Here is a 26,164-nt window from a genome sequence, read left to right as displayed (position 1 = left end):
CCTCTTATGGGGCCGGTTTTTTTATAGGGGTAATCATCCTGTTTTCTACAGGAGACTTTAAAATAATTGAGGTATTCACATTTCCATAAGGAATCAGTTCATCCACGAGCATTCTAAGTCCATCCATTCCAGACACGGCTGCTTTGATAAAGTAAGAAACCGGCCCCGTTACGCGATGACATTCAAGCACGTCTTCATTTTGCTCAATAAAGTCTTCAAATTCCTCTGGTTTTCTTTTTAATTCGCTTACTTGAATAAATAGCTGTGTATCTCTTCCTAAAGCTTTCGGAGACACCGTAGCGCTGAAACGCTGGATCACCCCTCGTTCCTGAAGACGCTGCAGCCTTTCTGATACACTTGGACGGCTAAGAGCCAGCTTTTTTGATAAATCACTAATCGTCATACGTCCGTCCCTTTGCAAAATAGACAATAGTTGTGCATCGATTTGATCCATCCAAACCTTTCCTTTCAAAATGAATATAATAAATAAAATCTTTATTCAAGTTGATAACAGAACAAGTATTATTTCCTTCATTTATACATGTGTTTTCTTTATTTAATATCCTATCATTAAAGTAGATAATTGAAAATGAAAATTCAGAAAAGACAAACAAAGGGGTTTATTTATGCGAAAAGTTTTATGGATTATTCTTGGATGTACGATTGCAAGTATTGGTGTTCTTATCTTGCGGCACTCTCACGTAGTGACGGGGGGAACAGCTGGTCTGTCTCTTAGCTTGTCATATGCCTTTCCCTTATCGTTTGCGGTGATCTTTTTTCTCATTAATATTCCTTTTTATCTCTTTTCCTTCTTTCAAATAGGATGGAAATTTACCGCCACAACTATAGGATCAGTGTCTTTACTATCGCTTCTCACTTCACTCGATCACTTGCTTCCTTCTTTTACACTTCCTAGCCTGATGGGTGCTGTTACGGGCGGACTAATTGCCGGCCTTGGCTTATCCATTTTATTTATGAACGGAGCTTCTCTCGGCGGTGCTAATATTCTAGCGTTATTCGCGCAGCGAAAATTCGGTTGGGATCCTGGAAAAGTGAATTTTTCATTTGATTTCCTTGTCGTGCTGTCGAGCATGTATTCAATTGGACTTTCAAAAGGAATTTTCTCGATTATGTCCATTGCGATTACAGGTTTTGTTATCAGCTACTTCAAACAAAAGATTGCTTTACACAATCGACCAACATCCACTTCTGCCACACAGCCTTTAGATAATGCGCTTTCTAAATAAAAACCACGATTTAGCTACGGCTAAATCGTGGTTTTTATTTACATTTTTTCTACTTTTATAAAATCAAATTGGGCTTCATACCCTTCTCCTTGAGGACTACAGGCATAAATACCAACTTGAACAGGTTCTTTGGTTGAGTTCAATAAGTGAGCGAGTCGGAGCTGAGTCCAAGAATCTCCATCACTTGAATAACAAACGGTGTAATCATCGTTTTTACGCTGAATTTTAAAATAAAGCGCTGATTTGTTTTGAGTAAAATTTTGACTGGACCAATCTGAGAAGCCCTGGTTGGTTACGACTGCTCCTAATTGGTTAGGACCATCGGGATTGTATTCAACTGACGTTTTGATCCACGTATCTTTTGATACACGAATCATGAGACCTGCTTGATCGTAGCGATTAACTGGATATGTATGCACCTTTGTCATGATTTCAAAGTCGCCTTCTACTTCACGGTAAAGAAAGTGTCCATTGTCCGCTTCAAAGCCATAATGAGTACGCTGCCAAAAATCCGTTTTAGCGTCTGTTTTAATCACTAATCGATTCGTTTCTGTGTCAATTTGAAATTGAGCTGGTGGACAATACCAAGAAACGTCTGAATCTAATTTTCCTTCTGAAAAGTTTGTGAAAAATACTAGTTGATTACTCACTCTCTGTCATTCCCTTCTTAGAAGCTATTATTCTTCTATTTCTATTTTGCCATAATTTAACGAATAAATAAAATATTTTGATTATTTTTCTTGTAAATTCTTTTCTTTCATAAAAAAATAAGACTCTTTTACATAGAGTAAAAGAGTCTTATTTTTAAATTAATGCATTTAGAATAAGTGCTCCCGCAAAAGCAATAAAGGATAGAAGCGTTTCCAGAACGGTCCATGTTTTGAACGTTTCTTTCACTGTTAATCCTAAATACTCCTTCACCATCCAGAAGCCAGCATCATTAACGTGAGAGAACATTAGTGAACCCGCACCCGTAACGATAACAAGCAGTTCTAAGTTAACACCGGACATGTGCTCAATGATTGGTGAGACAATACCAGCCGCTGTTGTTAATGCAACTGTTGCTGAACCTGTAGCAATACGGATTAATCCAGCAATTAAAAATGCAAGTACAAGTGGTGATAGAGATAGATGTTCAGACATTTGACCAATCGTTGTGCCTACTCCGCTATCGATTAATACTTGTTTGAAGCCACCCCCTGCACCAATAATTAAGACAATAGATCCTACAGGAAGCAAACATTCTTCCGTTAGTTTTTTAATCACATCTTTTGTCATACCTTGACGTTTCCCAAGCAGGTAAAACGCTGCAAAACAAGCAATTAAAAGTGCAATTAATGGACTTCCTATTAATTCTACAAACTTCACTACGCCGCTTGGCAATCCGTTAATAACAGGTGCTATAGCTGCTAAGATCATTAATAGAACGGGCAGTAAAATGACAAAAAATGAAACGCCTGTACCAGGAAGATCTTTTGATGTTGTCGTAATACGAATTAGATCAGGTTCTCCTTCTGGAATCACTCGTTTGTGAACCCATTTTGCAAAAACTGGTCCAGCGATAACTGCAGCTGGAATTGAAATGATTAATGCGTATAAAAGCACTTTTCCCGTATTTGCTCCGTAAATACTAATAGCTGCCATCGCTCCTGGATGAGGAGGAACGAGACCGTGAACAATTGATAATCCTGCAATAACCGGCAGAGCAATCAATAATATATTTTGTTTTGTTGTTTTATGAATGGAAATAACTAAAGGCAGTAGAATTAAAATTCCTACTTCGAAGAAAACAGGAATACCAATAATGAAACCTGCTACTAGCATCGCCCATGGCAGTCTTTTCACACCGAATATTCTTACGAAATAATCCGCTACCTGCATGCCGGCACCTGAATCGGCCATCAGCTTACCTAAAATCGTTCCCAGCGCTAAAATTCCTACTAAGTGGCCTAAAACACCGCCCACTCCCGTTTCGTAAGCGCCAACAATTTTATCCATTGATAACCCAGAAGCAATTGCCAAAAACAAACTCGCAACCGTTAAACTAATAAACGCATGCCATTTAAAAACTGAAACACCTACAATAACAATAACAATTGCGGCAACTGTAATAGCTAATAAGTATGCATCCATCTTGCTTTCCACCTTCCCTTTAAGTAAACGCTTTCTCTATGTAGCAAAAAAGCTCTACACCCTGTGAATTTTTAAAAAAATAAGTTCCAATTATCGAAATCGTTTACATTAATTAATTTAGAAAACGATTTCATTTTTTTATTACTTAAATTATATGAAAAAAAAATTCTTAAATCAATAAAAAAACTCAAAAAAATTTTATCAATTTTCTTCCATACAGTTTTAACACATAAAAAAATCCAATCATGTTAATGATTGGATTTACCTTATTTATTTGGTGATGGTTGGATCAGCTGTTTGACTGTCGATAATCGGTTTTTCGCTTGTTTTTAACGTTATTTCTTCATATTCCCCCGGCGCTAATACACTTTTATCTTCTCTCATGAGATACGTGTAAACAATGATAGAAATGAATAGACCAAATGTCCAGGCATTATCCCATAAAAAGCGCAGTCCAGGAATCAGTAAGCCTAAAACGGGTATGGCCACGCCAATTACTAATGCATAAATACCGTTTTTATTAAAACCTGTTGAATAACTGTAGCGACCGTTTACCTCATATAAATCCTTTAATGCCATCTGTCTCCTTCTTACAAGCCAGTAGTCAGCAATGGCGATGCCGTCTATAGGGCCAAGCAGCGCTCCGTATGTTCCAAGCCAGCCGAAAATATAGTTCCCGAAATTAGACATGATGTACCATGGCTGAAGTAAAATAGCAAAAATACCGGTCACTAGCGCCCCCATCGCAAACGTGATTTTCTTTGGATTCAGATTCTCAATTGCACGGGCTGGCGCGACAATATTTGCTCCCACATTAATCGTTAAAGAAGAAAGCACGATAACGATTGTTCCTAAGAAAATGATAAATGGAGGGAATTTAGCTACTAACGCCACTGGATCCCAAATAGCTTCTCCAAATATAACGATTGTTGCTGAGGTAACAGCAATTCCAATAAATGAAAAAATACTCATCGTCAACGGCAAGGAAAAAGTTTGCGCAACCATTTGAGATTTCTGACTTCTAGCATATCGACAAAAATCAGGAATGTTCAAAGCGAGCGTCGCCCAAAAGGCAATGACTCCGGTTAAAGCAGGGAAAAATATGGCTAGAAATTCTCTGGTTGATGTAAATTTAGAAGGCGCAGATAAAATGGGGCCCCACCCTCCCGAGTTGGTATAAGCCCATATAAAAAGAATAATAGCTGAAATACCAATAACCGGAGCAGCAATCGCTCCTAATACTTTAATCGCTTGCGGTCCTTTATATGCTACTCCTACATTTAAAAGCCAAAAAAGAGCAAATACAATGGCTGTATGACCAGCTAAACCATTCCAAGACGAAAACGAAGCGCTTAAAAGTGTATCAATTGCTTCCGTTCCAATCCATGTATTAATTCCAAACCACCCAGCAGCCACAATGGCCCTAGCCAGTGCTGGGATATGTGCTCCTTTATCTCCAAACCACAGGCGGGCAAATACTGGATAAGGAATGCCAAACTTGGTTCCAGCGTGAGAATTAAGCAAAATAGGAATAAGAACAATAACATTTCCTAAAAAGATTGTACCAATTGCTTGCCACCAGTTCATTCCAAGCGTCATCATTCCGCTCGCCATTGTGTAAGCCGGAATACACAGACACATCCCAATCCAAAGCGTGGCAAAGTTAACTCCTTTCCAAGAATGCTCTTTCATCGTAGTCGGACGTAAATCCTCATTCCAAAGGTCACTGCCGCTCAGCTGATTGTGCGTCTCATCTGTGAGCGTCACAATTCCATCTTGCTCAATTTGTGTTTTCATCCATAAAACCCCTTTTCATAAAATAAGTTCATTCCAAAAAACAAATTTTGTTTGAATTTTCTGAAATATAAAGGCGTTTGTGACGATTCCTTCTAGTATGTGATAAATACTAACGTTATCCCTTATTATATTTAATGCGAAACGGGGATACACTGGACAAATTGTAACATTATTTGAGGTAACTTTTATATATTGTGTAGTGTCAACTCTTTTGATTGTTAGATAACCTAACACACAAAAAATCATCGCTTGAAAGCTTCAAGCGATGATTTTGGATATTAATGTACGTATTTTTTTTGAAAAGCCGTAATGCTTTCGTACTCTTCTTTAAATAAGCGAGCCAAACGAATATAGATAGTCGTTAACTCTTTATATACTTCACTGTTTTCTTTGATTGGATAATGATGATTAGTCGCTCCAACCATATCAGAAACAACGTTTAATGAGTCAACTTCGCCAAGGCTATATAAGCCAAGGATAACTGCTCCTAGACATGAACTTTCAAAACTCTCCGGCACGGATACTTCTTGGTTAAAAATATCTGCCATCATTTGACGCCAAAGTGCGGAACGTGCAAATCCGCCTGTTGCCTGAATCTTTGTAGGCTCTCCAATTAACTCTTCAAGTGCCAATAACACCGTATACAAGTTAAAAATAACGCCCTCTAATACAGCACGAATCATATGTTCTTTTTTATGATGCAAACCTAGGCCAAAGAATGAACCTTTCGCATTTGCATCCCAAAGCGGCGCACGCTCTCCTGAAAGGTAAGGGTGAAACAATAAGCCGTCCGCTCCTGGTTTCACTAAAGCTGCAATATCCGTTAATACTTCATACGGATCTTTTCCAAGGCGTTTAGCTGTTTCTACTTCGGACGCTCCAAACTGATCGCGAGCCCATCTAAAAATCATACCTCCGTTATTTACAGGGCCGCCAATTACCCAGTGGTCTTCTGTCAACGCATAACAGAAAATACGACCTTTCGGATCGACTACTGGCTTGTCAGTCACTGCTCGAATAGCTCCGCTTGTCCCGATTGTCACAGCAACAACGCCTGGTTCAATTGCATTTACGCCTAAATTTGATAATACACCGTCACTTGCGCCTACAATAAAAGGCGTATCTGGAAGTAAATTCATGTCAACTGCAAGCGCTGGGTTTAACCCTTTTAACTGATGCAGTGTTGAAACAGGAGTGGATAACTGATCGGTTGTAACACCTGCTACTTTAAGTGCTTCTTCATCCCACGCAAGATTTTTCAGATTAAACAAACCCGTTGCTGATGCAATCGAATAGTCGATAACATATTCGTTAAACAACTTAAAGAATACATATTCTTTAATCGAAATGAACTTATGTGTTCCTTTCACTAATTCAGGCTGTTCATTAGAAAGCCATGTTAGCTTAGAAAGCGGCGACATAGGATGAATAGGCGTACCCGTACGCAAATAAATCTCATGACCGTTGTATTCATTTTTAATTTTTTCCGTCCATTCTGCACTTCGATTATCTGCCCACGTGATACATTTTGTCAGCGGTTTTCCCTGCTGATCAACGGCAATAACACTGTGCATAGCTGAGCTGAATGAAACGCATAAAATATCCTCAGGTTTTACATCGCTCGTTTTTACAACCGTTTGAATTGTACGTACAACTGCTTGAAAAATTTCTTCAGGATCTTGCTCAGCCATCGCGGGCGTCGGCGAGTATAATGGATACTCAATCCCATGATTTGCAATGACTGTACCGTCTACTGAAAACAATACAGACTTTGTACTCGTTGTTCCGATATCTACACCTATTGCATATTTTTTGCTCATGCTGCTGTCCCCCTACTTTACTACTTTACTTATTTACAACACCGTGACCGCCGAATTCATTTCGAAGTGCTGCTACAACTTTTCCTGTAAATGTATCTTCCTCTAATGAACGATAGCGCATCATTAACGATAAAGCAATAACAGGAGTTGCCGTTTGAAGATCAAGAGCAGTCTCTACGGTCCATTTCCCTTCGCCAGAAGACTGCATGACTCCTTTAATACTGTCTAGTTTAGGATCTTTTGAAAACGCATTTTCCGTTAGTTCCATCAACCAAGAACGAACAACAGATCCGTTATTCCAAACGCGTGCTACGGCTTCATAGTCGAAATCAAACTGACTTTTTTCCAGAACTTCAAATCCTTCAGCAATGGATTGCATCATTCCATATTCTACACCATTGTGAACCATTTTTAAAAAGTGACCGCTTCCGCTTTTACCTGCGTACATAAATCCATTTTCTACGCAAATATCATTAAAAACCGGTTCAATTGTACGGAATACTTCCGCATCTCCACCGATCATTGTACACGCTCCGTTTCTTGCGCCTTCCATTCCGCCGCTTGTCCCTACATCAAAGAAGTAAATACCTTTTTCCTGAAGATCATGAGCACGTCGAACAGATTCTTTATAATTAGAGTTTCCTCCATCTATTATAATATCTCCTTCTGACAGAAGTTCTTTTAGTTCCGTAATAACATTTTCCGTTACTTCTCCAGCCGGAACCATAATCCATACAACTTTAGGTGAAGGAAGAAGTTCATTAACTAACTCTTCAACAGTAAAGGCGCCGGTTGCTCCTTCATTTGAAAGTTTTTCTACCGCTTCTTTATTTACATCATAAGCTACTACTTCATGATGGTTGTCCATTAAATTTAATGATAAATTATATCCCATTTTTCCTAAACCGATTAATCCAATTTTCATTTTACAAACTCCCTTTGAAAAAAAATTTCACATTACCTCCATTATACGAATTATTTTTCATTTTGCAATCGTTTACAAGAAAATTTTTTTCACTCATATTTTTGTGCTATACTCTTTTTACTACTAAATTCGTGGAAAGGAACATCAGTTATGACGCAAAATTGCTTAGGAAAAATTCGTTCTCACTATGCTAGATTCAGTGAAAAAGAGAAAAAAATAGCAAATTATATTTTAGAACAGCCGGAACAAATTATTCACAGTACCATTAATGAAGTAGCAGACGATTTAAATGTAGCTGATGCAACAGTCTTTCGCTTTTGTAAACGAATTGGCTTCAAGGGCTATCAAGCGATGAAAATAGCGCTGGCTGCTGAAATTATGACGCCTATTCAGCAGATTCACGAGGAAATTGCTGAAACGGATAATGAAAAAACGATTGCTGAAAAAATCTTTCGCTCCAATGTGCGAACGCTTGAAAATACATTACAAATACTAGAAAGCAACGCTATTGAAAAAGCCGTCAAACTTCTTATGAAGGCGGATAAAGTTCAGTTTTATGGCACGGGCGGTTCTTCCGTAGTGGCTATGGATGCTTTTCATAAATTTGTTCGAACAGGAATTAAAACGTTTGCATTTATTGATTCCCACTTCCAGCTTATGTCCGCTTCTCAATTAACAAAACAGGATGTAGCGGTAGTGATTTCTCATTCTGGAACAAATAAAGACACGATGAACATTTTAAATACAGCAAAAGCCAACGGTGCCAAAACGATCGGTATTACCGGTTTTCCAAAATCTCCATTAAGCCAAAATGTCGATGTTTCTCTTTATACGAGTTCAGAAGAAACAGAATATCGATCTGAAGCTCTTGCCTCGAGAATTGGACAGCTAAGCCTCATTGATGCTTTGTACGTTAATGTAATGATTGCGAATAAAGATGCCTCTAAACACTCGCTTGAAAAAGTACGTGATGCCATTGCTGAAACTAGAATTTAATGTTTCGCCCTTATATATTCTTCAGCTATAACATCAAACAGAGCATAGAATATATGCTCTGTTTAGTGCAGTTCTTCGCTTAAAATTTTCGAGTTTTAATTCTCATTTAACATTTTCTAAGTTGCTACATATGATAAAGCACAACTTTTAAAAAGTAGGTGAAGTGTGTATGGAGATTATCTATCGCACTGCAAAACTCGATGATTATACAGAAGTAAATAAAATATTAGGGGAATCACTAGAACTCCACGCAAATGCGCTTCCTTCTATGTTTGATAATCAGATGGCTGTTTTATCTCCGGAACAATATCAAGCTACTCTTTATTATGCAACCATTGATATTCTTGTAGCTCAATATCGAAATCAAATTATTGGGGCGTCTGTTGTGGAATTAAAATATAACCCTCCCACTACATTAGCTCCTCTTTCCTACACAGCGTACATCCAATATTTTGGCGTTAAGAAAGGCTTTCAAAATTATGGCGTAGGAAAAAGTCTTTTTTCTGCTACGAAACAGTGGGCTGTACAAAAAGGAGCAAATGACCTCCAACTTACCGTATGGGCATTTAACGAGAAAGCACGTGCTTTCTATGAAAGTCTTGGGCTGAAAAACTTAAGCTACCTTATGACTACTTCACTACAGCCATAAATCGTTCCAATAACGGAGACTAGACACGTATCACCTACGTGCCTAGCCTCCGTTATTCAAATAAAAGACTAAATCATTTCGACGTGTTAATTTACACAGCTTATATACATACTAAAAGAAGTTTATTACGTAGCCGGATTGCCTTCTTGCAGCTGTTCTTGTTCATCACGCTGACGGTGAGCTAAACGACTTGCCGCACTAGAAGCTACGCTCGCTACTAAATCATCTAAAAAGGTATTAACTCCTTTTTCTTTTTTACAGTCCAGCTTTTCAATAATGCCTACTTTTACTTTATCTAAATAGCCAAAGGTCGTAACAGCGATACTGCCATAGGTTAAAACGGCACCTAAAGCAATCGTTTCATCAACACCAAACAACCCTTCGTCTTGTTCTACAATACTTTGAAGAGGTTCTGATAATTTATTTTGCTCAGCTAACTTATCAAGTTCGATTCCAACTAGAAGCGCATGCTGAATTTCTCTTTTTTGCAGTACTCTTTCTACGCTCTCAGCGCATTCCTGAATGGTTAGAGCCGGATGATAAGGAAGCTGTAAATCATACACAATTTCAGCAATATCCAAAACTGTTACGCCACGCTCTTCTAGCAAATCAAATGTTGCCTTTGCTACTTCTTTGCTCGTTGGGATTTTTTTCGCTGTCATGTCTCTCTCTCCTTTTCAAGTTGTTGCCTCTCTTTATATTAAATTCGATGAGAGGCGCTAAAAACCTTTTTTGTTTCATCCACCTGAATTCATAAACTCGTCACATATCTCTTTAGGCGCTCATTACATTTACTTGCTATAATGAAATTATCTAATCAGGAGGTTTGTCTACTGTGGAAGAAAAACAAAGTAAATTTAGCAGAGGCTTATTATTATTTTTCATTGGCGCAACAGCCCTTTTCTTTATCGTCTTAATCGTTCTGTTTCTCATGTCTACGTTTGGAAAAAGCGAAAAAGAAGCCGTAGCTCTTTTAGCAGGGAATCACTACGCTATCGTTAAGGAAGAGAATTCATATACTCTTTATGATCAAAAAGAAAACAAGCCTATTTTAGAAGATGTAAACGGCTATTTCGGTGCTCGCAATATCCGAAGTTATGTAAAAAATGACACAGAATTGGTTTCGATTGATGAAAAAGAAGAAGAATATACGAAGAAGCCGCTAGAAAAAGCCAGCCAAGCAGAAAAAGCTATGTTTAAAAAAATGAAAAAATTAGATTAACCAAAAGCGCTTCAGTCGATTCTGAAGCGCTTTTTTAGTGACGCATGCCTCTTTCTCGTCATTCGCTAAAAAATTCGTTACAATAAAATAAAGAACGGTTATTAGAAAATGTGTTACAATAAAGGTAACGCTTTCATTCAAATGCATAGGAGTCGATTATTCATGTCAGAAAGTAAGCGGAAGTTAGAAGAAATTTCTTTTTATAGTGACGCACTGCAAGAAGATGTCACGTTACTAGTCTATTTACCGTCAAACTATTCTACGCTCTATAAGTATTCCTTACTTATTGCCCAAGACGGAAAAGATTATGTTATGTACGGACGGACACCTCGTTTAATTGATGATTTAATGAACGAGTCAGAAATCGATCGTACTATTTTTGTTGGAATTCCATATAAAAGCGTGGAAGACAGACGCGATAAGTATCATCCAGAAGGAAATCAAGTAGATGCTTATATTCGCTTTTTAGCACATGAACTTGTGCCATTTTTGGATAAAACATATCCTACATATCAAATGGGAAAATCACGTGTTCTAATTGGTGATTCGCTTGCTGCTACAGTTTCACTGCTGACGGCCATTGCGTATCCTCACACGTTCGGGAAAGTAATTATGCATTCTCCCTTCGTGAACGATGCTGTATTACAAACGGTCAACTCATTTGCTTCTCCTTCACTTCTGGATTTGTATCATGTTATTGGAACTGAAGAAACGGCTGTCAAAACAACACAAGATGGTATATTGAATTTTATTGAGCCTAACCGCTTGTTGCACGAACAAATGAAGCAGCGTGGATATTCTGTTTTTTACGAAGAATTTAATGGAAACCATACGTGGAAATACTGGCAAAAAGACGTAAAGCGGTCGCTTCAATATATGTTGAAGTAGAAAGATATCATATTTTTCGAAAATTTGTTATAATAAGCTCGCTTTATACATATTTTATGATCTTACTTTGGAGGGATTTTTTATGAAATTTGGCGTTGTACTTTTTCCATCTAAAAAATTGCAAGATGTAGCGAATTCTTATCGAAAGCGCTATGACTCTCACTATTCATTAATTCCGCCTCATCTTACATTAAAAGAAGTCTTTGAAGCTACAGAAGACCAAATTGATGAAATTGCGGCTAACTTGCGTAAAATTGCCGAAGAAACAAATCCATTTACATTAAATGTAACGAAAGTAAGTTCATTTTCACCAGCCAATAACGTTATTTACTTAAAAGTGGAACAAAAGCCAGAACTGACGTCACTTTATAATAAACTTCATGAAGGCAATCTCGAACAGCCAACTGAATATTCATTTATTCCACATATCACAATTGGCCAACGCCTTTCAGATGATGAGCACTTAGATGTATATAGCCAGTTGAAACTTGTAGATGTCGCTCATGAAGAAACAGTGGATCGCTTTCATTTAATGTACCAGCTTGAAAATGAAACATGGACTGTGTTTGAAACATTTCGTCTTGGAAAGGGATAAGATACGTGAACATCAAAGTACTAACGAACAAACAAAATCCTTCTGATGCTTACTTCGTACGTCAAAAAGTATTTATAGAAGAACAACAGGTTGATGTAGAGCAAGAAATCGATGAATACGATTCCGAAGCCCTACATTTAGTTGTATACAAAGGAACTGCACCAATTGGTGCGGGACGCTTCCGTATGGTAGAAGACTATGGAAAAGCCGAACGGATCTGCGTTCTTTCTTCTTATCGAAAAGACGGTGTAGGGAAGCTTTTGATGGATAAGTTAGAAGAGCTGGCAGCAGAGCATGAGATTGAAAAGATTAAGCTGCATGCTCAAACGCATGCGGAAGGATTTTATAAAAAGCTAGGCTACGTAACGGTTTCAGGTGAATTTATGGATGCTGGAATTCCGCATGTAGAGATGGTAAAGAAACTAAGTAAAAAACACTAGGAATTGAACCTGGTGTTTTTGCTTTTTTAAAGGATAAGAACCTTTGCTTTGCTTATACTAATACCTAATCATGTGAATTAGGTGAAAATATGGATGAACTTATCGGAATTGCGCTAGAGCTTTTTTTCGGATTTATCTGCTTGTTTATTTTAACTAAATTGTTAGGAAGAGCGACGATCACTCAGCTTACCACTTTTGATTTTATCTCTGCTCTTGTATTAGGAGAGTTAGTAGGAAATGCATTATACGACTCAGAAGTAGGAGTAGGAAAAATTTTGTTTTCCGTTATATTTTGGGGTGCGCTTATATATGTGACCGAAGTTATTACTCAAAAAAACATTCGCCTGCGTTTGTTTTTAGAAGGACGCCCAGCTATTATTATTCGAAAGGGAAAAATTTCGTACAAAGAACTTAGCAAAAATCGATTAGATATCGACCAGCTGCTTCATATGCTTCGTTCAAAAGACATATTTTCCATTCGTGAAGTTGAATATGCGATTTTAGAAACAGATGGATCACTAAGCGTATTGCCAAAATCTGATTATGCTAAGCCAACCAGAAGCGATCTGCAGCTGTCTCCTTCTGAACCTGCTTTACCTATTGCCTTTGTCAGTGATGGACGTTTACTTTTGAAGAACTTAATTCAATCTGGCTTTGATGAAGACTGGCTAAAGACACAGTTAAAAAAACAAGGATTTACCGATTATAAACAAGTGCTTTATGCTGAATGGCAGCAGGGCAGTACACTTTTTATTGAATCTTACTAAGATGTTTTTTACTTGTTCATTACTTTGCGAAAAAATCGTGAGCGCATTTATTCTGCTGCGCTCACGATTTTTTCTATTATACGCGTGTATCAATCACTATGCCCTTATTTGTTAGCTTGCTGTATACACGCTCTGCTGCTTGAAGTTTTTTTCGCTTTTGTACTGAACTTGGTGTCAATTCCAGTAAGTGAGAACGCGATTCAAACTCTTCGTCAAAGCTTTTTCCCTCAATAGGCCAAATACGATTTGAAAAAGAAGCATTATTTTTTTGAAGGCGATTTGCATATTGAATAGATTGATAAGGCGTGACGGGCAGTATATATCCCATATGAACCCTCCTCTTTTTCAAGATACCTTCTACTCCGAGACCTCAGTATTTTTCTCAAGAAGTATCGACATTGAAACAGCTCACTTAAACTCTCTACTTTAGACTTGTTCAAAACAGCTGACACCTTGTATCTATACCGCCTTTTTTGAACATATGTAATGTCTTATTCAATATATACCCTTTTTTACATCCTATCCCTCCAAAAATATCCGTGCTCTTTTTTAAAAAAGATGATTTTGATATGATAGACTTTGACTATAAAATAAAAACTGTGCGTATACACACATCTATATCGATGTAGAACGAGAGCGGCTTCTTGCTTTAACTCCCTCTTATTTACTATTGATTATTCACGAAAAGGAGGCCATGTTTTTTGCAACGTGCACTTTATCAAAATCAGATACTTAACCTTGCTATAACGGCTAGAGACCGATTTCAATATTTATATGAAGCTAGTCTCCGAGGAGAAATAACGTGTGCTCACTGCGGAGAACCAGTTAAATTATATCTGGGGATTGAGCATTCTCCTTACTTTTATCATGCTCAAGTTCCCCATGAAAGAGAAGAGTGTTCAGAAAGACTATCAGAAACAACAGCTGTGCAACAAATAAAAGAAAATCCGGCTGAATACAGAGAAACCAATGGATTTCGTATTCCTAAAGGACGAGCTATTGGTGAGAAAAGTTCAACTGTAAAAGAGAAAGCGACATGGAGGTCTTCTGCACCTTTTTCAAGTGTTCCTGCTTTTCGCTTAAAACCAGCTGTTCCTAAACACTCTGACTCTCCTTATTTAAATGAATTTAAAGAGAGCGGTATTGAATTAGATTCGAACCAATGGAAAGCTGTTACACATTCAGAAGGACCGCTCCTTATTCTAGCTGGTGCGGGAAGCGGAAAAACGCGTGTATTAACAGCTCGCACCGCATATATGATACAAGAAAAACAAATTGATCCAAAATCCATTATGCTGGTGACTTTCACGGCTAAATCAGCTAAAGAAATGAAAGAACGATTGGCTACATATCCAAAGATGTCCGGCTTACATCTTCGTCAAATGCTAGTTGGAACTTTTCACAGCATTTTCTTACGTATGATTGTTCATCATAATCCTCAAGCGTGGCAAATGGACCGCCTGCTAAAATGGGATTGGCAAAAAGAACAGATTGTGAAAGAAGCAGCAAGAGAGCTCCACGTGGATGAAAAAGATTTTCCGTTTGATCAGGCACTTCAGCAAATCGGCTATTGGAAAAACACGCTTGTTGGCGTGCAAGATGTTCGCCCAAAGGACAAATGGGAACAAGATGTGCACTTTTTATATCGTCGCTATGAAGAAGTCAAAAAGCAAAAACAGCTATTCGATTTTGATGACATGCTGTATGGATGTTATGAAATGCTAAAACAAAATCCCGATTTACTCACTCGTTACCAAAAAAGGTTTCGCTATTTTTTAATTGACGAATTTCAAGATATTAATAAAGTTCAATATAAAATTATGAAAATGCTAAGTGAAGACTCTAAAAACTTGTGTGTCGTAGGAGATGATGATCAATCAATTTACGCTTTCCGCGGAAGCGATCCTTCGTTCATTTTAAACTTTGAAAAAGATTTTGCTAATACAACTGTTATTACGTTAAACCAAAATTATCGTTCAGCTCACGCCATCGTTTCTTCTGCTAATAAAGTCATTGCACGAAATACAGCGCGCCGACAAAAAGAAATGGCTGCCCAGTTTGATAATGAGTTGCGACCTACATTCTTCTTTCCATACGACGAAGAAGAAGAAGCAACAATGATTGTAACGGATATGAAAGAAAAGATTAAGCAAGGGGCTTCTCCAACTGAATTTGCGGTTTTGTACCGCACTCACGCTTCTTCACGCGCCATCTTTGAACGTTTATCACAGTCAAACCTGCCATTTTCAATCGAACAAGATGCGGATTCGTTTTATAAAAGACGCATGGTTCGAAGTTTACTTTCATTTCTACGCTTGAGCGTGAATCCAAATGACGCAAGTTCGCTACAAGATTTAGTAAACGCACTCTTTTTAAAGAAAACAGCAGTCAATGACTTAAAAGCAGCAAGTATTCTTCATGATGGTACATTTATTGATGCACTTGAATATCTTCAAGATTTAAAACCGTTTCAGCAAAAAAAGCTCAAGAAAGTAATTCCTTTATTCAAGTCGCTAAAATCAATGTCTCCTTCTTTGGCACTTGAGACGATTTCTAAAGATATGGGATTCGATGATTTTGTCAAAAAACGCGGAAATGAAGGAAATATGATGGAAAAAGGTTCGGATGACGTGCGGGATTTAAAAGTTGTAGCACGTAAATTCAAAACCGTACCTGAACTCTTAGAGCATGTGGATCATATGATTGCCATGAACACAGAGATGAAAGCTTTAAGCAAGCAATTTAACGAAAGTATTCAGCTAACCACAATTCACCGAGCAAAGGGTCTTGAATATAAGCATGTATACGTACTGAGTAGCGTAGATGGCGGTTTGCCTCATGATTATGCACTCGAAGCTTATAGAGGCGGAGATGATGTGCCGCTTCAAGAAGAACGCCGTCTTTTATATGTAGCAATGACACGTGCACAGAATTCACTTTATTTATCTGTTCCGCAAACTAGAAGGGGTAAAACCGCTTATCCTTCAAGATTCCTGAAGTCGTTTATAAAAAAAGTGTAAAAGAAAAACAGGCTGGGACAAAAGTAGTTTCATTAAAATGAAAAACGAACTATCTATCAAAAACGGATAAATAGTTCGTTTTTTTATAATCATGGTGAACGCAGGTGCTTCTAGCGGTTGGTTAAAGAGCAAGGCGAAGACTCCTGCGGGGACAGATGAGACCCCGCAGAAAGCAACAGCGGTCGAGCAAGCCGGATCATGTATCCAGATTGTTCGTCTTTAAATTGGATTTCTGTAGTTATGTTTCAACCTCTTTATCTTACTTCAAGCTAGCGTCCATAACTAATATTCTCATCATCTATTATTAACCAAATATTCCACTAAGAGGTAGATATTCATACGTGGATACGTTACACTACGTTATGTACTGTACTACTATATTTTAGGGGGCTCCATTATTGAACACAAAGCTTATTCATGAAAATGAAAAGATTTTTTTCATTCTGTGTATGGTTATCAGCTTATTAACTTATTTCTTTTTAATTATTTCACTCATTGGTATTATCTACCTTGTAATCGGTTTTTTAATTACATTTATACTCCACGGTTTCTCCATTGCTCAAATTCGCAATAATGGAGTTAGATTGACAGAGAAGCAGTTCCCCCACACTTATCATCAGGCAAAACATTTATCTTCAGAGCTGAATTTAGAGCTGCCCGATATTTATATTATTCAATCAGGCGGCTTGTTAAACGCGTTTGCTACACGTTTTTTTGGACGTCACTTTGTCGTTTTATACTCGGACATTGTTGAAATGATTGAAGATAATCAAGAAAAAGAACTTTCTTTTATTATTGCCCACGAATTAGTTCATATCAAACGTAAGCATACACTCTACCACTCACTTATTCTACCTGCTCTTTGGGTTCCTTTTTTAGGAAAAGCTTACTCTAGGGCCTGTGAATATACATGTGATCGCATAGCTTCCGTTGCGATTGGTGATGCAAAAGCTGCCACTCAAGCACTCACTATACTTGCGGTTGGTCATTGTCTAAATAAAAAAGTAAATCAGGAAGAATTTGTTCATACGCACTCACAGGAAAAAGGTTTTTTTATGTGGTTGAATCAAGCCACTTCAACTCACCCTCCTATCGCTCATCGTATTAAAGAAATTAATTACTTAGCACAGCATCCCGAACTGTTTGATCTTGATTCTAACGCATTTCAAACAAATGAAATTGCATAAATGGAAAAAAGCCCTGACGTGTCAGGGCTTTATATAAAACATTAAATTATTTTTTCTCATTTAGCATTTTAGCGATGGTCGCAAAATCAATGGATTGATTATTGTTTGCAATCGCCTTAACAATTTGTTCTTCTTTTTGTTTTGAAATTGGCTTATTCGCAATTTGTGCTACTCGCTTCACAATATTACGCACCGTTTGCTCATCTTTAAAATTAGCATTTTGTACAGAATTCGCAAGTTCAAAGATATCCTTCATATTAACGCCTGTTTTCTTTTCTATATTTTTAAACATATTATTATCCATTTTGCATGACCTCCTTTATTTATACTTCATCGTATGCACCATGTGCCTAGATGGTGCCCTTTACATTTAATAAAAAAATAAAGTACGAGTGAAACTTCACCCGCACTTTTCGGTGCCTTATTCATAGAAGGGATTAATTGTAAAAACAAACACAACCAACAATAATTAATAGAATGAATAATACAACGATTAACGCAAAACCACCGCCGTAGCCACCACCGTAACCACAACCACCGTAGCCAAATCCGCAGCCCATAATATTACACCCCCTCTGTTTTACTCTCTATACTGTATGTTCACTCAAATGATTTTGTATGGGCTTTTCAACTGTGTACATTAAATTTCATTGTCCAAACGGATCTTCAACATCTTGCTCATCAAGTCTTTTTACATTTTGCTGCAGTTTCCTCTCTTGCTGTTCCATCTGCTTTTCTGCTTTTTCTACTTCGTTCATTCTCTTTCGATGTTCTCCCATCATATGCTGTTCAAAAAAACGTTCAAATTCATCGAAAAAATCCGGCATCTCTACACCTCTCTCCACTCTATGTAAAAAAGCATTGTCCGAGTGACAATGCTTCTATTGCTTATCGCTTTGGTAACTTTGAACCACAGCCGCAACCACCTTGTTTTGGAGAAGGGTACTGGACTGGCTTAGGAATAGACTGCCCTTTCTTTACCGATTGTTTTGTCATTGGTTGTGGATGATAAGGCAGGGGCTGAGGGTATTGATTAGGATTATAATTATAATGATAATACATCATGTTTCCCTCCTTTTCACAGCATCCTATCTATAACATTATATTCAGGACTAAAGAAAGACGTTCTATCTTATTTGTCCATTTTGCGCTGCAGGGACAAAAATAAGTCCGTGCTGTTCTTTGGTTTCCTTACTCTTGGCCTTTCTCCTCCCTTTTGTTCTGTCACTTCACGCAGCCGATTTTGCAGTTCTTGAATGGTACCTTGAGCTTGATGATTGTACTGTACAATGGACTGTTCGGTTTTTGATTTTTGTTCATTAACGCATACTTTCAGCCAATCTATTTTTTCCTCTAGTTTTCTTTTTTCTTCTTCATGCTTTTGCTGTAATGCCACTAACTCTTCCTTAATATCTTCATATTCAAATTCTTGGTGCTTGAATTTTTGATATTCTTCTTTATAAAAAGCCAACTCCGACTTCAATGAAGCAATATATTTTTTCGTTCTTTCCTCACTCATGCCCTTCACTCCTCCATTATAAATAACCCACAGCTTCTAAAAAATCAGTTAAAGATGAATAACACTTTTTATTAACATGAATATGCTGTAATTGAGTTTATTATTTCCTTCATTTTTTATGCTCGCTCCAACTAGAATTTATTCCGATAAATTCCGCTTTTACTAAGGAACATAAAAGCAGGTCATTCATACACTATAGTAGTCCGATACCTAGTAACGAAAAGCGTAAAGGAAGGACAATTACAATTAGGAGGTTTAAAAATGGCAGAACTTTTTGAATCATTATGTATCCGCGTGCCTAAAGTGTACGACTGGGTTAGACGTCAAGTTGTTTTACCACAAATCTTTACGAATGACACTTCATTATTTAAAGAAGAAGCACTTAAAGATTTGGGCCATGACGTAGAAGTGGAAATTGTTTTAACAGATAGTGAAGGTCACCCTGTAGATCCTTCAGATGAAGACGCACTTGATAACGTGATTGAGCTTGTGCCACACGGTGGTCGCAGACCTAAAAAAATTGTGTTACCAGATGGAGAAGTTGTTGTTCTTCATGAGGTAAAATTATCAATTAGCGGCTTTTACCGAGTTAAGTTAATTGAATTGAGTGGACATCACAAACACGATGAGGTTGAATCTAGCGTTATTCCTTGGAAAATACATCAGACATTCTATTTATGCGCTCCGGAAGGAACAGAGCCTGTTGTACACCTTGAATCTTTTGAAGGAACTGATGGTTCTCTCAGATTATCAGATTGTCACTTACAGCAACTAAGCTTTGATCTTGTATTGTGCCTAAGTGTCCAAATTGAAAAAGATGTAAAAGTTGAAGTAGAGGGAAGCTTCTGCTATCCTCGCCCTGAAATCATTTCCACAAGCAGCTGCTCACCTATTGAATATCCACCTCAATGTGATGCTATTTTCCCTGGAAAGCCACATCACGATGATTTTGATGGAGACGACGTAGAGTCAGACTTCGACCTTCACGACTTTGATTAACGAGATAAAAAGCCAGAGGAGAATATTTCTCCTCTTTTTTCATCGTTTACAAGCTTTGTGCATACATATAAATAAAACTGCTGTGGGCAGCTCAGATTTACAAACTTAATTCATAGCTCAGCAGGAAAGGAGACTACTAAATGAGTCGTAACTCCCCTTCCCCTAAAGATGATTTAACTCAATTAAAACAAAAGCTCATTCACTATAAATCGGAAATTCGGCACGTGCAAAATCAATTAAAAAGCTATGAACGAGCTTTAGAACGAGAAAAAGAAAATACATCGTTTTGGAAGAAAAAACACGCTGAGACGCTTTCTACATCTGAAAAAGAAGTAGAAATTGAAGGATTAGAAAAAGAGCTGGATTTACTAAGAAACGAGCTTTCTGAACAAAAAATTATTGCAGAAGCATTTCGGGAAAAAGCCTCGAGAAAACAGCCCGTTATTGAAGAAAAGATTGTGGAAAAAGTAATCGAAAAAATTGTGGAAAAACCTGTGGAAAGGTTCGAAAAGAGTGATATCCTCTGTTTCTTTCAACATTCTATACTGCTGCCAGAACAAGATGAAAGCGAGCTGACGATATTCGGCAACGTAATTATTCAAAATCAAACGAGCAGTACTTTACGCTCTCCGGTGCTTTGCTTAAAAATGAAACCCACTGCTTCGGCTATATTAAGCGGGAAGCTCATTGATGAAAAAGACATTGAAGTTTCCAGTATCCCCTCTTCTTCTCTAGAATGGCGCTATGCTCATCCAAAATGGAACGAAAAAATTCAAAATGACGGTGAATATTGGATTAAACCTATTAAGCAAACCGTATTAAAGCCAAAAGACAAATTACTATTTGACTCTTTTCAAGTAGTCATTCCGCTGTCCTCTGATACGACTTCATTTATTCTAGAAGGCTTTTTTTATAGCGAAGAGTGGCAAGAAGGCATTCCTTTTTTTAATAAAGTAGTGCTAAATTTCCCTTAATTATTAAAAGACATATTGATGTTCAATATGTCTTTTAACTCGTCCATTTATTTCATAAACGATTCTATAATTCCTGCACATCCTGCAATAGCTAAGATTGTAATGACAGGTATAGCAATATGCGGGACCGCTACATAACTAAAATAAATCCCTACCGCACACCATATGCCCGTACACCAATAACAGCTGAGCAGCTCTCCAATCCAATTTTGCAGTCCCTTCCCTTTTATCTCTAAATAAGTTACCGTATTTCCTTGTTCATCTTGATCTTCTACGATTTTATGAAACGGTTTACGAATAAACGCTGTAATTTTATCAAAAACAATTAGACGAGTAAGTCGAAACGTCGCAAAGACAAATAATGTTAGATAAATCCATGTCATCTTCATTCCTCCGTGCATTCACAAACTTATGAAAATAAAAGCTAACGTGCTTCTTCACTGTTAGCTTTTAGAGTTGCTTAAATTTTAATGATAGATATGGTCTGAATATCATGAAAAGTCAATACTGTTTTCTCTTTATTAGGGGGAACGCTCACGTATAAACTTCCTTCTTTTAATTCTAAAATTGTTCCTATATATTTTTGGTTTTGACACGTAATTTCACAAATTGGCTGAGACATATGAGGCGGGAAGCTGCATAAAAATTCAACTTTTTCTTTAATCGTCATAGACTGAAACATTTTATTTGGCTTTTTAGTCTCTGATTGCGGTATATCTACGGGAACAATTGAACGCTCTTCCTCTTTTTCTTGCTTAATCTCTTCCACTTTTTCTACGTCAGGCTCTTTGACTTCTTGAATGGAAGAAAAGCTGGGCTCTTCTTTTAACACGTGCTCTTTCTCTATTCCTTTATTGTCTTGCTGTTTTGAACTAAAATAATATTGCATAGAACGCTGATTTTGCGTAGCGTTTGGCTGGACAATGTACATTAGCGGCTCGTTTTCTTCTGACTTAGATTTTGAGTTAGTCATGAAGCATACCTCCAATTGCTTGTTATCGTTCTTTTAAAAATGTATGCTTGAACACGGAAAAACTTGTTTATTTTTTTGCGGTAGCCTTTTTAACAACAAAAGCAAGGCTGTACTTTTATTTCCAGCATTTAAGAAAACACAATAAAAGAGGTTGAGACATAACGAAGCTAATTCAATCTAAAGACGCACAAATGGGACACATGAGCTGAACCGCTTGTCACACCGCAGTTGATTTCCGTGCAAGACTTCGCTTTCCGCAAGCGGCCGATGAGCCTCCTCGTCGCTTGCGCTCCTGGGGGGTCTCATCTGTTCCGCTTTTCCCGCAGGAGTCTTCGTCTTGTCCTCCAATCAACTGCTAGAAAGAGCTAAACAGATGAAACTTATTTTCAAAACAACAAAAAAACGAACCACTAATCAAACATTTTGATCAATGGTTCGTTTATCACTTCAGCTAAAATAATTTTGTCCCAGCCTCTTTCTCTCATTCAATAATATAGAAAACTAAACCTACCTAGATACCTTTATCTAATTTTATACTCAAGAAGCATACGCAATTCATTCACATACGAACGAGACCCCGTTACAATCAAACGATCATCAAATTCAAGCTCTGTATCGCCATGAGGTACAATGGAATCTTTGCCTCTAAAGATTCGAACAAAGATCACATCTCCTGTAAATGGGAACTTGCGAAGCTCTACCCCCTCGTATTTAGGGTTACGCATATTAATTTGATAAAGTGCTGTTTCTTGATTGGTTAAGATATTTAAAATATTTGGCGATTCGATTAAAGCTTTTAGCAATGCAGTCGTAGATAACAGCACAGAAAAAACTTCAATGTTATTTTCTTTCATCTTTTCATCTAATACAGGACTTTCTACACGGGCAATAACCCGTTCTGTACCATATTGTTTTGCAAATAGAGCAATGTCGCTATTTCTCTCTTCTTCCCCGGTGGTTACAACTAATACATCCGCATCTAAAATCCCCATACGTATTAAAGTTTCCTTACTATATCCATCGATGTCGACGATATTAAAAATGGAATCCGACGTACGGTTTTCAATTTTGTCCTGCGTAGGATGATAAATCGTAACATCATATAAATCAAGATCCATTTCTCGAATAACCGGGAGTGTAAATTGATTTGCACCGAGCATATTAATCTTCAGCTTTCTGTCACTGATTTCAGGCTTTGGAAACAGCTTTCTAAAGATAATAGGTGTAATAATACATGTAATAATCGCCACCAAAATCAGCGCACCGGACATTTGTGAATCAATAACACCAATATTTTCACCAACCGTTGCTGCTGCAATAACGAGTGATAAAGTCGATGTTAAAAGAAAACCCGATGCCAAAACGGTTTTCATATCATACCATTTTCTTAAGATTAACGCGGGGACTAGCTTGGATATCAACAATGCAATGAATAATAAAGGCATTAAAATCAGCACTTTTTTATCACTGAACAATGACCAAACATCAAGCTTCACTCCTACCATCACAAAAAAGATAGGAATTAAAAATCCGTAGCCAAACGAATCTAATTTATGAACTAAATTTTTGTTAGGCGCAAGAAGAGAAACGAGTGATCCCGCTAAAAAAGCGCCTAAAATGTTTTCAACACCAATTGACTCCGAAAGGCCCACTAGAATGATAATGAGTGCAAATACCGCGCGCGTGTCAATTTGAATTGTACCTTTAGACATTGTCTCAAGAAACGATCGGTTTTTAAACTGCTTCCCTATGAAGTATAAAATCACTCCTACTCCAAATAAAATTAAAATCAACCATGTATTGCTATTTCCTGATTTATCATAGACGGAAGCAAATACGGCTAGTAAAATCATCGTGACTAAGTCCGCAATAACCGCAATCAATAAAATGGTCTGTCCAATCGGCTTTTTCATAATCTGTGCATCTTTTAAGGTCGGCACTACTACTCCTAGTGAAATGGTAGAAATAATAAGCGTCATCAAAAAGGCATTATCAATAAAACCGGTCCATACAAAAACATAGGACAAAAATAGTGAAACCGCAAAGATAGCTGCAAACACTAGTATAGAAATGGAAAAAGCATTTGGCACCTTAGCTCCTGATGCCTTTTTGTCTTTTGAATTTCCTCCAGCAAAAGCAGAAAAATCAATTTCTAAACCACTTAAAAACATCAAAAAGATAAAGCCTAGAGTGGAAAGTGTTTCAAGCCACATATCCTGCTCCACAAGGTCAAAACCACTTTTCCCTATAATTAATCCCATAATAATTTCAGCTACGACTACAGGTATAATGTTGAGTTTAAACCGATGCAACAGTATAGGCGTTAAAAAGGCCAAACTAATGACGATAACAAGTGATGTAAAGGACGCGTGCTGTTCCATTAGATTCCCCTCCTTTTACCTTCGTTATTTATAAAACGAAGACGTTAGTATTCAAAATTAAAGGTTAATCATAAAAGCTTGAAGGTTCTCTGTCAACTATATGAACTGATAATGAAAATCCGACATGATTACTCATGTCGAATTCTAAAGTCCCTTCATTATTTTAAATAACTCATAAATGTTGTCGCTAGACCGAAGTAAATTAAAATACTGATAAGATCATTGATCGTTGTAATAAATGGTCCTGATGCGACTGCAGGGTCAATTTTGAACCTGTGCATGAGAAGGGGGATAAACGCTCCTGCTAGTGTAGCCACAATCAATGTTGAAAATACAGAGACGCCTACCAAAGCGCCTAAAATAAGATCACCTTGCCAAATATAAACAATTAATACAACTAAAAGTCCACATGATGCGCCCGTAATCATTCCCGTAGCTGCTTCTCGGATTAACAGCTTAAATTTGCTTTCTTCTTCGATTTCTCCCGTCGCCAGTCCGCGAACCGCAACGGCTAGTGCCTGTGTTCCTGTATTACCAGCCATACCGCCAATCAAAGGTATAAATACAGCTAAAATAGCTACTTGATTCAACGTATCTTCAAAACGTCCAATTAAACTCGCTGTCATCATTCCTAAAAACAGCAAAATGATAAGCCAAGGCAGCCTCTTTTTGGCCGCTACTAAAGGATTGTGGTCAATCGTATCATCTACATCACTAATACCCGCTAATTTAGAATAGTCATCCGATGCCTCTTCATCCAGAACATCCATCACATCATCAACCGTAATGATCCCGAGAAGATGCTGCTGAAAATCAACAACTGGAAGCGCAAGAAAGTTGTAATCGCGCATAATACGCGCAACTTCTTCTTGGTCTTCTGCTACTGACACGGATACGACTCGTTCATTCATCACTTCGCTTATCATCGTATCTTCATCTGCTATAATTAAATCACGAAGAGAAATAACACCTGCTAGATGCTTTTGTTCATCAATAACAAATACATAATAAATCGTTTCCGCTTCTGGAGCTTCCCTGCGTAGAATGTGCATAGCTGAATGTACGGTTTGATTTTCACGAATGGCTACAAATTCAGTCGTCATAATACTTCCAGCGGTATATTCCTCGTAATGAAGCAACTCTTTAATTTCATCGGCTGCTTCTTCATCCATAATCGTTAAATAGCTCGCCACTTGTTCTTTATCCAATTCATTTAATACGTCAACGGCATCATCCGCCGACATTTCCGACAGCATGTCTGCTGCAAAATTGGGATGCATCTCTGAGAGAATTTCTTGATAATCTTCTTCTCGTATCTCTACATTTTCAAAGATATCCGCCATTTCTTCCGGAGATAACATCTCGTACAGCGCAAATCTAGAAGGCTCATCTAATTCTTCAAAAAATTGAGCTTGGTCATACGTATGCATATGTAAAAATTCTTCACGAAATGCATCGATTTCATTTTTTTCTAAAAGTGATAATAAATGTTCGGCGAACCATGCCTTTTCTTCTTTTTCAATTGAATCTGTCATGTCTTCAACCTCCCTGTCGCACAAAACTCATTTAACTTTATGATGAATTTTGTTTTTTTTCAACTCATAGCTCTTTACTCTTTTCCCAATAATATAT

General features: G+C 37.5%; 30 protein-coding genes. 12 read left to right on the top strand and 18 right to left on the bottom strand.

The genetic code is table 11. The features are described from left to right. Nucleotides 1-4: 4 nt before the first annotated feature. Nucleotides 5-454 (bottom strand): Lrp/AsnC family transcriptional regulator, encoded by a 450-nt coding sequence (locus tag AC2YJL_RS19070; RefSeq protein ID WP_182006625.1) that lies wholly within the window; start codon nt 452-454, stop codon nt 5-7. Between the two features lie 172 nt (nt 455-626). Between AC2YJL_RS19070 and AC2YJL_RS19065 the strand changes: the two genes are divergently transcribed. Continuing rightward, nucleotides 627-1,247, top strand: a complete 621-nt coding sequence (locus AC2YJL_RS19065) for a YitT family protein (protein WP_230931795.1) — start codon at nt 627-629, stop codon at nt 1,245-1,247. A gap of 38 nt (nt 1,248-1,285) precedes the next feature. Here the strand turns inward: AC2YJL_RS19065 and AC2YJL_RS19060 are convergent, their stop codons facing one another. The 5 genes from AC2YJL_RS19060 to gnd all read right to left on the bottom strand — a co-directional run bounded on the left by AC2YJL_RS19060 (nt 1,286) and on the right by gnd (nt 7,922). Further along, entirely contained in the window at nt 1,286-1,897 is a 612-nt protein-coding gene (locus AC2YJL_RS19060) for a DUF1349 domain-containing protein (protein ID WP_028407502.1), read from the bottom strand. A gap of 154 nt (nt 1,898-2,051) precedes the next feature. Further along, on the bottom strand, nt 2,052-3,380 hold the full coding sequence (locus tag AC2YJL_RS19055; RefSeq protein ID WP_028407501.1) for a GntT/GntP/DsdX family permease: 1,329 nt from the start codon (nt 3,378-3,380) through the stop codon (nt 2,052-2,054). Nucleotides 3,381-3,650: 270 nt separating this feature from the next. Then, the gene (locus AC2YJL_RS19050) at nt 3,651-5,177 is read right to left on the bottom strand and encodes an NCS1 family nucleobase:cation symporter-1 (RefSeq protein WP_195695331.1); all 1,527 of its coding nucleotides are present in this window, start codon (nt 5,175-5,177) and stop codon (nt 3,651-3,653) included. Nucleotides 5,178-5,455: 278 nt separating this feature from the next. Further along, nucleotides 5,456-6,997 carry a gluconokinase gene (gntK, locus tag AC2YJL_RS19045; protein ID WP_487374890.1) on the bottom strand — a complete coding sequence of 514 codons (1,542 nt, stop codon included), beginning with the start codon at nt 6,995-6,997 and terminating at the stop codon, nt 5,456-5,458. Between the two features lie 25 nt (nt 6,998-7,022). Continuing rightward, nucleotides 7,023-7,922, bottom strand: coding sequence for a phosphogluconate dehydrogenase (NAD(+)-dependent, decarboxylating) (gnd, locus tag AC2YJL_RS19040; protein ID WP_230931793.1), 900 nt, complete (start codon nt 7,920-7,922; stop codon nt 7,023-7,025). 150 nt (nt 7,923-8,072) lie between these two features. Between gnd and AC2YJL_RS19035 the strand changes: the two genes are divergently transcribed. Together AC2YJL_RS19035 and AC2YJL_RS19030 are read left to right on the top strand one after the other, a co-directional pair. Further along, nucleotides 8,073-8,918 carry a MurR/RpiR family transcriptional regulator gene (locus tag AC2YJL_RS19035; RefSeq protein ID WP_013055460.1) on the top strand — a complete coding sequence of 282 codons (846 nt, stop codon included), beginning with the start codon at nt 8,073-8,075 and terminating at the stop codon, nt 8,916-8,918. A 169-nt stretch (nt 8,919-9,087) separates the two neighbouring features. Continuing rightward, a complete protein-coding gene (locus AC2YJL_RS19030; RefSeq protein ID WP_025749861.1) occupies nt 9,088-9,567 on the top strand; it encodes a GNAT family N-acetyltransferase in 480 nt (159 codons plus the stop codon). 125 nt (nt 9,568-9,692) lie between these two features. Here the strand turns inward: AC2YJL_RS19030 and AC2YJL_RS19025 are convergent, their stop codons facing one another. Further along, the gene (locus AC2YJL_RS19025; protein WP_013055458.1) at nt 9,693-10,229 is read right to left on the bottom strand and encodes a phosphatidylglycerophosphatase A family protein; all 537 of its coding nucleotides are present in this window, start codon (nt 10,227-10,229) and stop codon (nt 9,693-9,695) included. Between the two features lie 173 nt (nt 10,230-10,402). On the opposite strand from AC2YJL_RS19025, the gene AC2YJL_RS19020 reads away from it, so the two are divergent. The 5 genes from AC2YJL_RS19020 to AC2YJL_RS19000 all read left to right on the top strand — a co-directional run bounded on the left by AC2YJL_RS19020 (nt 10,403) and on the right by AC2YJL_RS19000 (nt 13,479). Further along, complete coding sequence (locus AC2YJL_RS19020; protein ID WP_029324785.1) at nt 10,403-10,789, top strand: hypothetical protein; 387 nt, start codon at nt 10,403-10,405, stop codon at nt 10,787-10,789. 162 nt (nt 10,790-10,951) lie between these two features. Then, nucleotides 10,952-11,677, top strand: coding sequence for an alpha/beta hydrolase (locus tag AC2YJL_RS19015; RefSeq protein WP_013055456.1), 726 nt, complete (start codon nt 10,952-10,954; stop codon nt 11,675-11,677). A gap of 82 nt (nt 11,678-11,759) precedes the next feature. After that, nucleotides 11,760-12,272 carry a YjcG family protein gene (locus tag AC2YJL_RS19010; protein ID WP_013055455.1) on the top strand — a complete coding sequence of 171 codons (513 nt, stop codon included), beginning with the start codon at nt 11,760-11,762 and terminating at the stop codon, nt 12,270-12,272. 5 nt (nt 12,273-12,277) lie between these two features. Continuing rightward, a complete protein-coding gene (locus AC2YJL_RS19005) occupies nt 12,278-12,712 on the top strand; it encodes a GNAT family N-acetyltransferase (protein WP_195695335.1) in 435 nt (144 codons plus the stop codon). Nucleotides 12,713-12,801: 89 nt separating this feature from the next. After that, nucleotides 12,802-13,479, top strand: coding sequence for a DUF421 domain-containing protein (locus AC2YJL_RS19000; RefSeq protein WP_195695336.1), 678 nt, complete (start codon nt 12,802-12,804; stop codon nt 13,477-13,479). Nucleotides 13,480-13,555: 76 nt separating this feature from the next. On the opposite strand, the gene AC2YJL_RS18995 is transcribed toward AC2YJL_RS19000, so the two are convergent. Beyond that, a complete protein-coding gene (locus tag AC2YJL_RS18995) occupies nt 13,556-13,807 on the bottom strand; it encodes a hypothetical protein (RefSeq protein ID WP_195695337.1) in 252 nt (83 codons plus the stop codon). A 373-nt stretch (nt 13,808-14,180) separates the two neighbouring features. Here AC2YJL_RS18995 and AC2YJL_RS18990 point away from each other — a divergent pair, with 373 nt between their 5' ends. Together AC2YJL_RS18990 and AC2YJL_RS18985 are read left to right on the top strand one after the other, a co-directional pair. Continuing rightward, entirely contained in the window at nt 14,181-16,499 is a 2,319-nt protein-coding gene (locus AC2YJL_RS18990; RefSeq protein ID WP_195695338.1) for an ATP-dependent helicase, read from the top strand. Between the two features lie 398 nt (nt 16,500-16,897). Beyond that, a complete protein-coding gene (locus AC2YJL_RS18985) occupies nt 16,898-17,686 on the top strand; it encodes a M48 family metallopeptidase (RefSeq protein ID WP_244658398.1) in 789 nt (262 codons plus the stop codon). Nucleotides 17,687-17,732: 46 nt separating this feature from the next. On the opposite strand, the gene spoVIF is transcribed toward AC2YJL_RS18985, so the two are convergent. The 5 genes from spoVIF to AC2YJL_RS18960 all read right to left on the bottom strand — a co-directional run bounded on the left by spoVIF (nt 17,733) and on the right by AC2YJL_RS18960 (nt 19,205). Further along, nucleotides 17,733-17,990 carry a sporulation-specific transcription regulator SpoVIF gene (gene spoVIF, locus AC2YJL_RS18980; RefSeq protein ID WP_013055449.1) on the bottom strand — a complete coding sequence of 86 codons (258 nt, stop codon included), beginning with the start codon at nt 17,988-17,990 and terminating at the stop codon, nt 17,733-17,735. A 133-nt stretch (nt 17,991-18,123) separates the two neighbouring features. Next, nucleotides 18,124-18,246 (bottom strand): YjcZ family sporulation protein, encoded by a 123-nt coding sequence (locus tag AC2YJL_RS18975; RefSeq protein ID WP_013055448.1) that lies wholly within the window; start codon nt 18,244-18,246, stop codon nt 18,124-18,126. Nucleotides 18,247-18,333: 87 nt separating this feature from the next. Beyond that, nucleotides 18,334-18,513, bottom strand: a complete 180-nt coding sequence (locus AC2YJL_RS18970) for a hypothetical protein (protein ID WP_487374889.1) — start codon at nt 18,511-18,513, stop codon at nt 18,334-18,336. Nucleotides 18,514-18,574: 61 nt separating this feature from the next. Next, the gene (locus AC2YJL_RS18965) at nt 18,575-18,751 is read right to left on the bottom strand and encodes a hypothetical protein (protein WP_164797097.1); all 177 of its coding nucleotides are present in this window, start codon (nt 18,749-18,751) and stop codon (nt 18,575-18,577) included. A gap of 67 nt (nt 18,752-18,818) precedes the next feature. Further along, nucleotides 18,819-19,205, bottom strand: a complete 387-nt coding sequence (locus tag AC2YJL_RS18960) for a hypothetical protein (RefSeq protein WP_487374888.1) — start codon at nt 19,203-19,205, stop codon at nt 18,819-18,821. 261 nt (nt 19,206-19,466) lie between these two features. Here AC2YJL_RS18960 and AC2YJL_RS18955 point away from each other — a divergent pair, with 261 nt between their 5' ends. Together AC2YJL_RS18955 and AC2YJL_RS18950 are read left to right on the top strand one after the other, a co-directional pair. Further along, the gene (locus tag AC2YJL_RS18955; RefSeq protein ID WP_043980442.1) at nt 19,467-20,204 is read left to right on the top strand and encodes a BMQ_0737 family morphogenetic spore coat protein; all 738 of its coding nucleotides are present in this window, start codon (nt 19,467-19,469) and stop codon (nt 20,202-20,204) included. Nucleotides 20,205-20,344: 140 nt separating this feature from the next. Further along, entirely contained in the window at nt 20,345-21,178 is an 834-nt protein-coding gene (locus AC2YJL_RS18950; protein WP_195695341.1) for an OmpH family outer membrane protein, read from the top strand. Nucleotides 21,179-21,225: 47 nt separating this feature from the next. Here AC2YJL_RS18950 and AC2YJL_RS18945 read toward each other — a convergent pair whose 3' ends face one another. The 5 genes from AC2YJL_RS18945 to mgtE form a co-directional block, all read right to left on the bottom strand. Continuing rightward, nucleotides 21,226-21,561: a DUF1360 domain-containing protein gene (locus tag AC2YJL_RS18945; RefSeq protein ID WP_195695342.1), complete on the bottom strand. Its 336-nt coding sequence runs from the start codon at nt 21,559-21,561 to the stop codon at nt 21,226-21,228. A gap of 77 nt (nt 21,562-21,638) precedes the next feature. Beyond that, entirely contained in the window at nt 21,639-22,151 is a 513-nt protein-coding gene (locus AC2YJL_RS18940) for a CotO family spore coat protein (protein ID WP_060746416.1), read from the bottom strand. Nucleotides 22,152-22,368: 217 nt separating this feature from the next. Continuing rightward, nucleotides 22,369-22,503 carry a hypothetical protein gene (locus AC2YJL_RS18935; RefSeq protein ID WP_487374963.1) on the bottom strand — a complete coding sequence of 45 codons (135 nt, stop codon included), beginning with the start codon at nt 22,501-22,503 and terminating at the stop codon, nt 22,369-22,371. 169 nt (nt 22,504-22,672) lie between these two features. After that, nucleotides 22,673-24,532, bottom strand: a complete 1,860-nt coding sequence (locus AC2YJL_RS18930; protein WP_195695343.1) for a monovalent cation:proton antiporter family protein — start codon at nt 24,530-24,532, stop codon at nt 22,673-22,675. 158 nt (nt 24,533-24,690) lie between these two features. Then, nucleotides 24,691-26,067 carry a magnesium transporter gene (gene mgtE / locus AC2YJL_RS18925; RefSeq protein ID WP_014461563.1) on the bottom strand — a complete coding sequence of 459 codons (1,377 nt, stop codon included), beginning with the start codon at nt 26,065-26,067 and terminating at the stop codon, nt 24,691-24,693. Nucleotides 26,068-26,164 lie beyond the last annotated feature (97 nt).

The sequence above is a fragment of the Priestia sp. SRI_019 genome (genome assembly GCF_057586255.1).
Note: the sequence above shows the minus strand (reverse complement) of the source record. Positions and strands in the feature narration are given on the sequence as shown.

Excerpts from the sequence above, each read along its gene's own strand:
- AC2YJL_RS19055 (WP_028407501.1), bottom strand. The coding sequence starts at position 3,380 with ATGGATGCATACTTATTAGCTATTACAGTTGCCGCAATTGTTATTGTT.
- AC2YJL_RS19035 (WP_013055460.1), top strand. The coding sequence starts at position 8,073 with ATGACGCAAAATTGCTTAGGAAAAATTCGTTCTCACTATGCTAGATTC.
- AC2YJL_RS18960 (WP_487374888.1), bottom strand. The coding sequence starts at position 19,205 with ATGAGTGAGGAAAGAACGAAAAAATATATTGCTTCATTGAAGTCGGAG.
- AC2YJL_RS18975 (WP_013055448.1), bottom strand. The coding sequence starts at position 18,246 with ATGGGCTGCGGATTTGGCTACGGTGGTTGTGGTTACGGTGGTGGCTAC.
- gnd (WP_230931793.1), bottom strand. The coding sequence starts at position 7,922 with ATGAAAATTGGATTAATCGGTTTAGGAAAAATGGGATATAATTTATCA.
- AC2YJL_RS19050 (WP_195695331.1), bottom strand. The coding sequence starts at position 5,177 with ATGAAAACACAAATTGAGCAAGATGGAATTGTGACGCTCACAGATGAG.
- mgtE (WP_014461563.1), bottom strand. The coding sequence starts at position 26,067 with ATGACAGATTCAATTGAAAAAGAAGAAAAGGCATGGTTCGCCGAACAT.
- AC2YJL_RS18945 (WP_195695342.1), bottom strand. The coding sequence starts at position 21,561 with ATGACATGGATTTATCTAACATTATTTGTCTTTGCGACGTTTCGACTT.
- spoVIF (WP_013055449.1), bottom strand. The coding sequence starts at position 17,990 with ATGGATAATAATATGTTTAAAAATATAGAAAAGAAAACAGGCGTTAAT.
- AC2YJL_RS19030 (WP_025749861.1), top strand. The coding sequence starts at position 9,088 with ATGGAGATTATCTATCGCACTGCAAAACTCGATGATTATACAGAAGTA.
- AC2YJL_RS18930 (WP_195695343.1), bottom strand. The coding sequence starts at position 24,532 with ATGGAACAGCACGCGTCCTTTACATCACTTGTTATCGTCATTAGTTTG.
- AC2YJL_RS19015 (WP_013055456.1), top strand. The coding sequence starts at position 10,952 with ATGTCAGAAAGTAAGCGGAAGTTAGAAGAAATTTCTTTTTATAGTGAC.
- gntK (WP_487374890.1), bottom strand. The coding sequence starts at position 6,997 with ATGAGCAAAAAATATGCAATAGGTGTAGATATCGGAACAACGAGTACA.
- AC2YJL_RS18955 (WP_043980442.1), top strand. The coding sequence starts at position 19,467 with ATGGCAGAACTTTTTGAATCATTATGTATCCGCGTGCCTAAAGTGTAC.
- AC2YJL_RS18965 (WP_164797097.1), bottom strand. The coding sequence starts at position 18,751 with ATGATGTATTATCATTATAATTATAATCCTAATCAATACCCTCAGCCC.
- AC2YJL_RS19065 (WP_230931795.1), top strand. The coding sequence starts at position 627 with ATGCGAAAAGTTTTATGGATTATTCTTGGATGTACGATTGCAAGTATT.
- AC2YJL_RS18950 (WP_195695341.1), top strand. The coding sequence starts at position 20,345 with ATGAGTCGTAACTCCCCTTCCCCTAAAGATGATTTAACTCAATTAAAA.
- AC2YJL_RS19070 (WP_182006625.1), bottom strand. The coding sequence starts at position 454 with ATGGATCAAATCGATGCACAACTATTGTCTATTTTGCAAAGGGACGGA.
- AC2YJL_RS18995 (WP_195695337.1), bottom strand. The coding sequence starts at position 13,807 with ATGGGATATATACTGCCCGTCACGCCTTATCAATCTATTCAATATGCA.
- AC2YJL_RS19025 (WP_013055458.1), bottom strand. The coding sequence starts at position 10,229 with ATGACAGCGAAAAAAATCCCAACGAGCAAAGAAGTAGCAAAGGCAACA.
- AC2YJL_RS18970 (WP_487374889.1), bottom strand. The coding sequence starts at position 18,513 with ATGCCGGATTTTTTCGATGAATTTGAACGTTTTTTTGAACAGCATATG.
- AC2YJL_RS19000 (WP_195695336.1), top strand. The coding sequence starts at position 12,802 with ATGGATGAACTTATCGGAATTGCGCTAGAGCTTTTTTTCGGATTTATC.
- AC2YJL_RS18940 (WP_060746416.1), bottom strand. The coding sequence starts at position 22,151 with ATGACTAACTCAAAATCTAAGTCAGAAGAAAACGAGCCGCTAATGTAC.
- AC2YJL_RS19010 (WP_013055455.1), top strand. The coding sequence starts at position 11,760 with ATGAAATTTGGCGTTGTACTTTTTCCATCTAAAAAATTGCAAGATGTA.